The organism is Flavobacterium psychroterrae (assembly GCF_018380615.1).
GTDB classification, from domain to species: Bacteria; Bacteroidota; Bacteroidia; order Flavobacteriales; family Flavobacteriaceae; genus Flavobacterium; species Flavobacterium psychroterrae.
Genome location: NZ_JAGYVZ010000050.1, coordinates 1 through 11,754, shown reverse-complemented (window position 1 = coordinate 11,754; position 11,754 = coordinate 1). Strand labels below are relative to the sequence as shown.

At 38.1% G+C, this 11,754-nt stretch carries 6 protein-coding genes and 1 pseudogene; 4 read left to right on the top strand and 3 right to left on the bottom strand.

Annotated features, from left to right (window positions below; genetic code table 11):
• Window positions 1–125: 125 nt before the first annotated feature.
• The 3 genes and pseudogenes from KHA90_RS24525 to KHA90_RS24515 all read left to right on the top strand — a co-directional run.
• A pseudogene (locus KHA90_RS24525) lies at window positions 126–803 on the top strand (DUF932 domain-containing protein); the annotation flags it as partial.
• 335 nt (window positions 804–1,138) lie between these two features.
• On the top strand, window positions 1,139–2,671 hold the full coding sequence (locus KHA90_RS24520) for a MauE/DoxX family redox-associated membrane protein (RefSeq protein ID WP_213308076.1): 1,533 nt from the start codon (window positions 1,139–1,141) through the stop codon (window positions 2,669–2,671).
• A gap of 87 nt (window positions 2,672–2,758) precedes the next feature.
• Window positions 2,759–3,043: a DUF6520 family protein gene (locus KHA90_RS24515; protein ID WP_213308074.1), complete on the top strand. Its 285-nt coding sequence runs from the start codon at window positions 2,759–2,761 to the stop codon at window positions 3,041–3,043.
• Window positions 3,044–3,113: 70 nt separating this feature from the next.
• Here the strand turns inward: KHA90_RS24515 and KHA90_RS24510 are convergent, their stop codons facing one another.
• The 3 genes from KHA90_RS24510 to KHA90_RS24500 are packed head-to-tail and all read right to left on the bottom strand — an operon-like array spanning window position 3,114 to window position 10,201.
• Complete coding sequence (locus tag KHA90_RS24510) at window positions 3,114–5,774, bottom strand: alpha/beta hydrolase family protein (protein WP_213308073.1); 2,661 nt, start codon at window positions 5,772–5,774, stop codon at window positions 3,114–3,116.
• A 10-nt stretch (window positions 5,775–5,784) separates the two neighbouring features.
• Entirely contained in the window at window positions 5,785–7,167 is a 1,383-nt protein-coding gene (locus tag KHA90_RS24505; RefSeq protein ID WP_213308071.1) for a RagB/SusD family nutrient uptake outer membrane protein, read from the bottom strand.
• Between the two features lie 10 nt (window positions 7,168–7,177).
• Window positions 7,178–10,201: a SusC/RagA family TonB-linked outer membrane protein gene (locus tag KHA90_RS24500; protein ID WP_213308069.1), complete on the bottom strand. Its 3,024-nt coding sequence runs from the start codon at window positions 10,199–10,201 to the stop codon at window positions 7,178–7,180.
• 523 nt (window positions 10,202–10,724) lie between these two features.
• Between KHA90_RS24500 and KHA90_RS24495 the strand changes: the two genes are divergently transcribed.
• On the top strand, window positions 10,725–10,964 hold the full coding sequence (locus KHA90_RS24495) for a transcriptional regulator (protein WP_213308061.1): 240 nt from the start codon (window positions 10,725–10,727) through the stop codon (window positions 10,962–10,964).
• Window positions 10,965–11,754 lie beyond the last annotated feature (790 nt).

Below are 11,754 nucleotides of genomic sequence, written 5' to 3'. Positions count from 1 at the left end.
AATAATGTAAAGTAAAATAGAATACACATTGTGTAGCTACAGCTAAAAGAACAGATTGACACAGACTATTTTACATAATCTTTTACTTTCCATAACCTTTTTTATGTAAAGCTTTACATAACAATGGGGAACGAATTTTCATAACCGCTAAATTACCTGATTATATTCGTGTGGGTAAGGATGATCTGATTGAAAAATACATTTTCCTGACCACCTCACATGATGGAAGCGGGAGCATTACGGCGGCTTTTACGCCCATCCGTATCGTATGCGCTAACACACTCAATGCGGCCCTGCAGAATAAAACCAATACCGTGCGTATCCGCCATACCTCCAATGCAAATGACAGATTGAAGCAGGCACACAAAGTGATGGGAATTGCTGATCATCTGTCAACTAATATGGAGGCTATTTTTAATCATTGGACAAGGGTGCCAATTTCTGATAGGGAGGTTAAAAAGCTTATTCAGTATGCACTGGCACCGAGTAAGGAGGTGCTAAAAAATATGCAGGAAGGGAGAGAAGATGAACTTTCATCCTGCTTCATTAATATGGCGGACAATGCTTTTGAATATGCCATGAGCCATCCTACACAGCAGATGCCTACAACTAAGGGAACGGTGTTCGGGGCCTATAATGCCGTGACGGGTTATTTTCAGAATGTGAGAAGCTACAAAAATGACGAAGCAAAACTGGCCTCACTTATGATGTCTGGTACAGGCCAGCAAAGAGGGCAGGCCGCATTTAATCTCTGTGTGGATTTTACCAATAAGGGATTGAATTCACTGGTGCTTAGAAATTGAAAAAGCTATTAGTCAATAGATTTGACTACCTATTGGAAGTAGTATTGTTCTATAGTACATTCTTAGAGTAAAGGTAAAATTGTCCCGTAGGTCTAAAAAGGCGGGACAATTTTTTGCCATTTAGAAGCATTTCAAAGCTTTGACGTGGTAATTTTCATTGAAAGCAGTTGTGTTTTTTTTAGGGTAGATATTTAAAACTATTTCAATTTAGCACGTTATAACCAACTTTTGGCTTGTTTTAAACAACAATATTTTTTCCAGACACTTGTAAATTTGCTTATTAAAATTTCTGAAGTCCTTTAAAAAAGGTATTAGCAACTTTAAATATCCTGATTATGAAATTACGCTCCAGCCTGTCAAATTTACTTGTTGAAATAATATGTCTTTTATTTGTTCTCCTATTTGTATATGCGGCAATTAGCAAGCTGCTGGATTTTGAGCATTTCAGGGTACAGCTTGGGCAATCACCGCTTTTAAGCGCATTTGCGGGATGGATTGTGTGGCTGGTTCCAGGCGTCGAGCTTCTAATTGCACTATTGCTGCTCATTCCCAAATATAAGAAAGCAGGAATTTATGCGGCATTTGCTCTTATGATTATGTTCAGCGCCTATATATTTATCGTTTTGCATTATAGTTCTTTTGTTCCATGCTCTTGTGGCGGGATCCTGGAGAAAATGAGCTGGAATACGCATCTTCTATTTAATATTTTATTTGTTGTCCTGGCAGCCGCTGCAATATTGATGCACGATGGAAGTGCTGCAAAGAAAAATCCAAAAGGGACTTTTCGAACAGCAATTATTGGAATGAGTTTTTCTGTTATAATGAGCATTGCCGTTATGGTAATTCTGTTTTTGTCATCAGAAGAAATAATGCATCATGAAAATCCATTTATCAGACGATTTCCAAATCATCCTGCTATGCTGGCGGGGCAGCAGGACCTGCATTTTAATTCCTATTATTTCGCAGGTTTTTCAGAAGGAAGAATATATTTAGGGAACTACACCAATCCCCTGCATGTTTTATCATTTGATCCTGAATTGAAAAAAAGGTCAACAGCAGAAGTAACTTTGGAGACCGGGAACAAACCTTTTAAAATGATTAGAATTGCTGTTAATGGCTCTTATTTTTACCTAAAAGACGGAACAGTGCCTATTGTAGTTGGAGGAGATACAAAAGATTGGAAGGCTGATAAGGAGTTTAAGGGAATGCCTTATTTTACTCATGCTGAAATCATGGACAGTACCAAAGTATTGTTTCGGACCAATAACGGAAAAAACAGGATCAATACCCTGGGCATATTTTCTGCGGATAAATACCCCAAAACAGTATATAAAAAAGTGCTCTTACAGAAGCAGATAGATGGTGTTTTTGATACCGACGGCCTTTTAATGTATAGTGCCCAAATGCATAAAATAATCTATCTGTATTATTACCGAAATGAGTTTATAATCGCAGACAAAAATGGGAAACTTGATTACAGGGGCCATACTATTGACACTACTTCAAAGGCTAAAATCAAAGTGGCCTATTTAAAAAATCACACAGAGAGTACCATGGCTGCGCCTCCACTGGTCGTAAATGCCAATGCTGCCGTGTTTGGAAACCTGCTTTTTGTACATTCTAAAATAAGAGGAAAATACGAAAGCGACATACTTAGAGAACAGGCCGTTATACTTGATATTTATGATATAAACAAAAAAGCCTACCTGTTCAGCTGTCCGGTATATAATATCGGAGACCAAAAGCTAAGCTCTTTTATTGTTACCGCAACCCATTTATATGGGATAATTGGAAATGAGCTCGTTGCCTATGAATTTAAGGATATTATAAAAAAGGAAATTCAAAATGTTGGTTTGAAAGATAACTGACTTTAAAAATATACTGGCCGGTATCAGGAAAAAGATCGAATACCTGTAGAAAAAAGTAGATCAAAGTTTAATTTAATATTTATTATTATGAAAACGCTATTTTTAAAAAACGTTATGCCAATTGCTGTAGTAGCCCTGGCAATTTCAGGAGCCTTTGTAACGACTTCTATGCAGAGTACTGCAAAGCTTAGTCCGCCACAAGTTGGTTATAAGCCAAATCCAAATGGAACCTGCAGCAATATTTCTACGCAGTGTGATAATACGCAGAAGGAGTTTTTATGTTACATTGGAGGCGGAACATCAGGAGTACAGGCTTTTGGTAAAGATGCTAACAATAACTGTGTGGTTACTTTATGGCGTCCTATGAACTAGGAACCTGTCGAAAATGCAATGCCGTTCCAAATCTGAAACGGCATTGTTTTTTTATATTACACTGCTTTAATTACTGCATGCCTTTTTTTATCCATCCTTCATTTTTTTCATCTTTTAAGTAATGTCCAAACCATTGCAGGACACGCTGGGAAAGATCTTCCTGATTAACAGGATCGGTGAGCGTATGTCCTTCTTTTGGATATAGCAACAATATGCTCTTCTTGCCTAATCTGCGCAGGGCTAAAAAGTATTCAATGCTTTGCTTCCAGTCGACATTTGTGTCTTCTTTTCCAGTCCACATTAAAAGCGGTGTCTGAAGGTTTACAACAGATTCAAGGGGAGAGTTTCTATTAAAATCCTCGGGGTTTTCCATTGGATTTTTGCCATTCAGCCTCCATTGTTCCTTGGCAAATCTCCACATTTCAGGGCGTGACGTATTCCAGCCTACGGAAAGATACATGCTTTTAAGATCCGTTATCGCACCGCTGGCAATGGCTGTTGCAAATAGATTGGTATGGTTGCTGATAAACAGAGATTCATATCCGCCAAAAGAATGTCCAATCAAACCGATTTTTTCTGGATTAACCAGTCCGCGTTCAATAATGTTTTTTGTAGCGGATACTACACAATCAGTAGCAGAGGGTCCAACATTCCCATTTTCATGCACGATATCTGGCATGAAAAAAAAGTAGCCCTGAGAAGTGAAAACCGCTGCATTATATCCAGGCTCATTACGTAGTGTTGGATTGCAATAGTCATGAAGCTCTTGTGACTGGGTCTCGTAGATATTAACAATCATAGGATATCTTTTCTGCGGCTTATAGTCTGCCGGATAAAACAATACACCTTTTAGATTTTGCTTTTTTGAATTTTGAAAGTGAACCAATTCGCTTTTTCCCCATTGATATTGGAAATGCTGTGGATTGCTTTGAAAGACACATTGAAATGATGATTTATCCCTGTAAATAAGTCGCGGAGGGAGATCAAATTTTTGCTCAAGATAGAAAAGCATATGATGATTGGTACTATAGTTAAGCTGGTCTACGCGGGAATCGCCATACGCAATTGCTTTTTCCCTAATGTTGTTTTTCCATCTAAAATAGCCTGTTTTGCCATCCTCACCTTTGCCGAGCAAAATAATTTCATTTTCCAGGTTATACTGATCCAATAGTCGGCCATCGTAAAGGAAGTTGTAAGAATTTGTATTGGCTTTTTTAGCAATACGTAATTTAATTCCTGATTCCCTGCCTTTGGTCAGTCTTCGGGCTGAGCGTCCGTCGGGTGTAATTGCCCAGATATCATACTGATCATAAAGTAGTATTTCTTTATCCTGCATCGTCCATCCCGGATTGCCAAAGGCAGAATCTGGATTTAGTGTATGCACTTTTCCGGAAAAAGCACTTCCGGTTTTTATCGTAATATTGGTGTTTGTTTTGGATTCAATATCATAGACCCACCAGTCCTTATTTTTAAAATAGGCAATATATTTTCCATCCGGAGATGGCGCCATATCCAGGTAGAACCCAGATTGCTTGCTAACAACAAGATCCGTTTGCATGGTAGAGAGATCCGTGATATAATAATCTCTTTCACCTTCAAAATCAAATTGCGGCTCATAAGCAGCCGGATTGGATAATACGGCAAATTTTTGATCTCCTGAAAGCATAATGGCAGGCAAGGCATTCGAGGAAACTCGATCAACGGTTTGCAAAGAAGGTCTCCAAAGCACCACTTTGGACTTTTGCTCAAATTTTCCAAATCTTTGCTCTTGGGGATAAATCCATTTATCATTGGTATTCCAGATTTCTACCTTGGAATCTACTGTGCTGACTGTTGTGTTTTTTTTGAATTTTATGTTCAGAAACACTCTTTCCAGATCATCTGATATTACAATCGAATTATAAAAATCATCACTGATTGCTGTACTTTGATTGGTACTGTTTATTTTGGAGGAATTGCACTGGAACAATTTGTCATTTTCAATTTTATAATAATAGACCCACTGAATGGTTTCTTCAGGGGATTTTCCGAAAAAGGCCAAAGATTTTCCACTCTTATGCCAGGTGAAATCAGCATATTGGAGGTCAGAAGCACTCAGCAGCCACTTTGATGTATTTAAATTTTTTAGATCGGTAAGAAATACCGAATTTTTAGTATTGGATTCTACAGTATATACGAGCAGATAGGTATCAGGTGACAGTGAGAAGTAGGTTACATCTGAAATTTCCCTGAGTATTTTTCCTAGCGGATACCTCACTATCAGCGATTTTTTATGCGCTTGATCGGATACCTGAAGGAAAAGGAAATCGAGTGCAGGAGAATAGGAAAAATCAGTAACGCCTGTGATGATTTCTTTTTGTCCTGTCTGTAAATCTGTAATTACTAAAGCATCTTTTACAAAGCAGATAAAAACATTATTCTTAGTAAAAAGAGGCTGCTTTGCGGAGGGAAAGCTATAGGTTTTATTTTTAGCTATACTGCGCACAAATAAGGTGTCAATATCATCTCTGTAGGTCATTTTATAGCTGACCCATTTTTCATTGGTGCTTAGCTGATCATTGGTAAGATTGCCCCATAGATGATAATCTGCCGTCGTTAGTGTTTTCTTTTGCCCCGCCTGTCCCCATAAGGAACAGGCTACTAATGGCAAAATAAAAAATGAAACCAGCATGCATAGTCTCAAAAGGGAATGCATATTTTTAAATGATGTAGTATTATTATTGTCAGGCATAAGAAAATATTTAATATCCGGGGTTTTGCGGTCTTAGATTAGGGTTTACACTTAGTTCATTTTGTGGAATTGGCAATAGGCTATCAGTTGTCTTCCATCCAGGCTTGATTCCGGATAATGTTTTATCAAGCTCAGAGGAACGTTTAAGATCAAAAAAGCGATGTCCCTGCTCGGTGAAGAATTCCCAATATCTTTCCTGCAGCACAGCGATCAATAATTGCTGCTGTGTAATGGCAATGGTGTTGGGAAGTCCGGCACGGGTCCTAATCTTGTTTAGATCTTCCTTTGCGCCAATAAGATCACCCTGCTGGGCTCTTGCTTCCGCTCTTATGAGGTATTGTTCTGCCAGACGAAATACAACGGAATATTCTTTAGAAACAGCCGTAGCATTTTGCTCTTTGTATTTGTATGAATAATACCAAACGCTGGTACCATCCGTAACCGATTTTGTCCAGTTGGCCTTTCGAAGGTCGTCTGTTGCAAAGGAATTAATCAGTAAAGGATTTAATGCCGTAATAGAGGGTGGTCCGGCCTCAAAAATAAATAGCGACCCTTCCTTCGTATTTTGTCCTGCTAAGGAGGACTGAAATTGCCAGATTGTCTCTCGTGAACTGATCAAAAAAACACCGCTCAAATTATCTTCGAGGCTGTAAAGGTCTGTTTGGTTTAAAAGAGAAGAGGCTTCGTTTGCAGCTTCGGCAAAGGATTTGGTATAAAGGTAAACGCGGGCCAGTAAGGCCTTAATGGTGTATTTATCGGCACGTACTTTTTGCGGATTGTCAAAATGAATAGGCAGAATTGCCTGCGCACGTTCTAAATCTGCTATGATATGCTGATAGACTTCCTGCGTAGGAATTCTGGTGGCTGTGCTGTTTTTTTTATAATCTGTTTCTTTGATGTACGGGATGTCGCCAAAAAGATTCAACAAATAAAAATGGAGTAGTGCCCGAATAAATAATGCCTCGCCCTGAAGCTGCTTTTTATCTTCTGAAGATAAAGTTTTACTTTGTTCTGTGCCCTCCAGTAATGCGTTGGCTGCATAAATCTGATTGTAAGAAGCGTTCCAGTATTCAGCAACATTTGATGATGAGGGCAAAACGGAGTTGTTATAAAAAGGCCAGCTCAGGTTGGAAGGGTCACCGGATGCCATTAGTTCATCGGTGTAATTTCCCATCTGGTTGGATATTCCCATATTGGTGCCAGTCAGGATTCCTGTATCACGCATCTTGGCATAGATGTCCATTAAAGCTGCATTTGCAGTGGAATAGTCCTCAAATACTGCTGTATTTGTCAATTGTGAGTTTGGAAGATCCACTTCTACAAAGGAATCACAGGAGCTAAGCACTACTATGATGCTTAGCAATATTGGGTATTTTGTTAGTTGCTTTATCATTTTGAATAGATTAAAAAGTTAATTGCACGGCTAAGGAAATTACTTTGAGAGGCGGTAAATAGCCATAGGTGGTAAATTCCGGATCTCCGTCTATGTACTTTGTGAAGGTCAAAAGGTTCTGTCCCTGAAGCATAATTTTGCAGCTTGATTCTTTTAGGTTTACCGGCAGCTCATAGGACAGTGAAATGTTTTTTAACCGGATAAAAGAGGCATCAGTGAGCACTGCAGTACTTTCGGAATAAAAATAATTGGCCATCAGGGCATCGTTATTATAACCTGTAGTAAATATTTGATAAGGGGCATTGTCACCAGGTGCCTGCCAACTCTGAGCAATTCTTGCCTGCTGATTGGACATCATTCCGGCTGGACCCATTGGAAAGCTGCGGTTTGTTTGCTTTACAAACTGAAAATGAAAATCAAGTTTCCAGCGTTTCAATTCAAATTGATTTTGAATTCCTCCATAGAACTTTGGATTCAGATTTGCGGTGGTTTGTCTGTCATCAGGAAAAGAAGTAGTGCCGTCATTATTGAGATCCTCAAATTCATAGATACCTGTCTGCGGATTAATCCCCTTGTATTTATAAAGCAGTACAATATTCAGGGGCTCGCCAATTCTGTATTTCTGATTGTAAGGGGAGCTTTCCAGCCCGGGAAAAGCAAGAAGTTTATTAGTGGCAAAAGTGAGGTTGAAATTTGTAGACCATTTGAAATTTCCTTTGTTGAAATTGACAGTTCGAAGTGTCAATTCAGTTCCCCTGTTCTGAACTGTTGCGTCAAGATTTGCCTGTAAAAGCGTAAAACCGGTTGTTCCTGCCAAGGGTATGCCGACAAGCTGATTGGAAGAGCGATTCTGATACCAGGATGCCGTGGCAAAAATGCGGTCTTTTAGAAACCCTAGTTCAATTGCAAATTCCAGTTTTTTATTGATCTCCCATGCAAAATCGGGATTGAACAGTCGGGAAGGCTGTAATCCGATTGCATTATTATAATTGACACCCGATGTTGTATAAGTATTTAGATATTGATAATCGCCTATCTGATCATTTCCTGTTGTCCCATAACTGGAACGTATTTTTCCAAAACTGAACCAGGAACTGTTTTTTAAAAAGTTCTCGTTGGAAAAGAGCCATGCGACTCCAATGGCGCCAAATGTTGCGAACTGATTGCCTGGGCCAAATCTGCTGGAGCCATCACGTCTGGCTGTAAAATTCACAATATACTTATCTATGAGGTTGTAATTTATACGGGCAAAAAAGGCCTGGTACTTGTACTGCGTTTCATCATTTTGCAAAATGCTTACGAATTTTGCCGCAGCTAAATTATAAATGAGGCTATTGGAGCTGAATCCACTGGCAGACTGATATAAGGTGCTCGTGGTTTGGTTCTGGAATGTCGCTCCTGTGAGTATGCCCAGTTTTCCATCTCCCAGCACTTTTTCCCAATTGATCTGAGGTTCAATAATCCACGAGGAGCGATTTGTATTGTTGCTGTAGATGGAAGACCTCATACTACTGACATTATAGATAGGGTTGTACAATGTTGATGGTGAGGTACGGGTTTCAATAGTCTTCAAATCAGTATAGCCGAAACTGCTTTTGATTGTCAGATCTTTTGCTATTTCATAGGATAAGAGCGTATTGGCAATAAGATCCTTTGTTTTGGACTCGTACTTGGCGTTGAGGTTTCTTAACGGGTTTTCCCAGGTTCCGTTTTCCCAGTTCAGCGTACCGTCAGCATTGTAAAGTGCTGGAGCGTTTGGAGGTTGAAACCGTGCCTCGTTTGTAAGGTCAAATGCTGGCTGTAGGTTGTTCTGAACATTATAACCGGCAGAAAAAGCTATTCGGAATTTGTTATTTTCCGAACGATGATTTAAATTCATTTGGGAGCCTCCTTTTTTATATCCAAAATCCCCCGGAAAGACAGTGGTTTCATGATGGTAATTCCCATTGATCATAAACTGGGTCTGTTCAGAGCCACCTGATATCGTTCCCTGCAACTCGCTTATCTGTGAGCTTCCGCCAAGCAGTTCTTTCTGCCAGTCCGTATTGCGATTTTGGTCCCAGGTCCCGTTGACATCATAGTCCCAAGGATTGTATTCAGTGATGCCGTCATTTACAAAAGCCTGTTTTCGCATGACCAGGTACTGCTCAGTATTCATTAGATTAAGAAATTTGGTCACCTTCCCAATGCCTGTTGAGCTTGTAAGGCTAAATTTAGTTTTGCCTGCTTTTCCTTTTTTAGTAGTTATCAGCACAACACCATTGGCTCCCCGGGAGCCGTAAATGGAGGTAGCATCAGCATCTTTAAGGACTTCAATGCTTTCGATGGTTTCGGGATTGATACTGTTTAACGGACTAGTGGAAGTCGGAAAAATTGTCGAAGTCTGACCAGAGCCAATTGCGTCAGAGGAATAAGGCACTCCATCAATGATATACAATGGTGCATTCGCATCGGGTCTAATGCTGTTCTGACCCCTGATCTTGATGTCAAAACCGCCTCCTGCAGTACCAGTAGTCTGGGTTATGCTAACGCCTGCCATGCGGCCCTGCATGGTTGCCAATACATTGGTGACGGGCTGGGTTTCGATGTCTTTTGACGTAATGCGTGCGATGCTTCCAGTACGTTCACTTTCCTTGACAGAGTAGTATCCTGCATTTACGCGGACTTCCTGAAGGGTTGTGGTGTCATACTGCAGTACGATGTCTATTTTCGATCTGCCTTGTACAGGAATTAGTGCTTTCTTAAATCCAATAAAGGAAACAACAAGCGTATCGCTGACTCCAACAGATATAGAATATTGTCCATTGTAGTCAGAAATGGAAGCATTTGTAGATCTGCCTTTTATGGCAATAGTGACGCCCGGTAGGGGTGAACTCCCATCGGTGACGGTCCCCTGTACTTGGTGCTGTTGCGAGATAGATTTAATAAGCCGTTTAGGATTTTCGGCGAAAGTTGATGAAAAAGACAGCATGATTCCCGTAAAAATTAGGCAATAAAGAGCTTTTCCATCCTTGTAAAATGAAAAATAATTCATAATATTGGGATTGGTTAGTTAAATGTGATTTGATTAGCTACGGTCCTCTATACTAGTTTGTCGACGAAGTAGAGGACCATTTTTTATGCATTAAGTAAACGGCTTAATGAATCATAAGGAAGTTTTATCTTTATTACACAGGCAATAATAGTTTTTAAGTGTTCGACATGAGTATTGCGAAACTTTGAGTAATTTACAAAAGCAGTTGCTGAGAAATAAAAGAAGAGTTGATTCGTATAAAAAAAAGATACGTGGAACTCAGCTTATTGCATAGAAGGATTTACTGGACTACCTGCGCACAAATAAGTGAGCCCACGCACTTTTAAGCGTAGGCATCTGCACTTATCATCTTGCGCGCTAAAAAAATGTCCAGTTTTTTCTAAGCAAGATTCAAAGCGAATGCTTCAAATATTTTTTATGAAGTATCGCAAAAATATGTATTTCATTACAAATATAACAAAATAATTTTAACTGCGTATTTTAGTACGCACTATTTTTTTTGTATTCGCTTTTCTTTGTTACCATGAGTGATGCAAATAAAATAATATGTAATTATATTTATAAGAACTGGATTGAATCTTATAAATCTCAGCGCTCCTTCGGATTAGATCATGGAATTGAAGAAAGTATTGTTAGAAAGATAAAAAATACTGCTCTTCAAATTAAAGACTCTAACTATAATATTCCTGTAAATACATTGGAAAAAATTTGTGAAGCTAGAAATATTAAGCTTTCAGACTTTTTCAAACTTATAGATAAATAAAAAGATGCCCAGGCATCTTTTTTAATTTAGTTGAAGTTACAAAACACGTATTTATACTTGATCTCTCTATTTATTAAAAAACTAATTTGCCATTTTTATCAAAATTATGGAAAACCATAAGAGGAATGGGAAAGGTTAAGTAAGTTTGATAATAATTTATAAATGGCATAAAGCTGTCTGAAAATGTATGGTAGTAAGCCATTTTGTGGCACGAATAATAAATGAGTTAGCGGTAATTTTAGCGTAGAGTGAGGATAAAACAAAACATAATGGAAGAAGAAAAAATATTGGAATATAACTAAATCAATAAGTGAAAGATTAAAAGTACCAATAATTGTTACATATTTATGCGTTTTATTTTTATACAATTGGGATATAATTTATTATTTAATCTTTGAAGCTAATAAAGCTTCAATAAAAATAAAATATATTAAAGATGAATACGGCTCAATATACTATGAAAGAATACTTATTTGTTTAACAATTGCTGTAATACTTATTGTTTTATTTACAATATTGAATACTTTAATTAATTTTGGATTAAAATGGTTTTACAGAAAAGATAAAGAAATAACTTCTGAAATAGATAGTTATGAAAAAATGAACAATCTAACTGAACAGCTTTCAAATTCAATTGATGAAATTAAAAACTTAATATTCAAAATCATTAATGTCCGATAAAAAATAAAACCAAAAGAATTTATTTCTTATACGTCTCATTGTCAGTGTTTTAATTTTTTATTATTGTATTTTTTTAAAAACAGGTTATAAAATAAATGATAGTTGTTCT

Coding starts and splice junctions, on each gene's coding strand:
- KHA90_RS24520 (WP_213308076.1), top strand. CDS start 1,139: ATGAAATTACGCTCCAGCCTGTCAAATTTACTTGTTGAAATAATATGT.
- KHA90_RS24515 (WP_213308074.1), top strand. CDS start 2,759: ATGAAAACGCTATTTTTAAAAAACGTTATGCCAATTGCTGTAGTAGCC.
- KHA90_RS24510 (WP_213308073.1), bottom strand. CDS start 5,774: ATGCCTGACAATAATAATACTACATCATTTAAAAATATGCATTCCCTT.
- KHA90_RS24505 (WP_213308071.1), bottom strand. CDS start 7,167: ATGATAAAGCAACTAACAAAATACCCAATATTGCTAAGCATCATAGTA.
- KHA90_RS24500 (WP_213308069.1), bottom strand. CDS start 10,201: ATGAATTATTTTTCATTTTACAAGGATGGAAAAGCTCTTTATTGCCTA.
- KHA90_RS24495 (WP_213308061.1), top strand. CDS start 10,725: ATGAGTGATGCAAATAAAATAATATGTAATTATATTTATAAGAACTGG.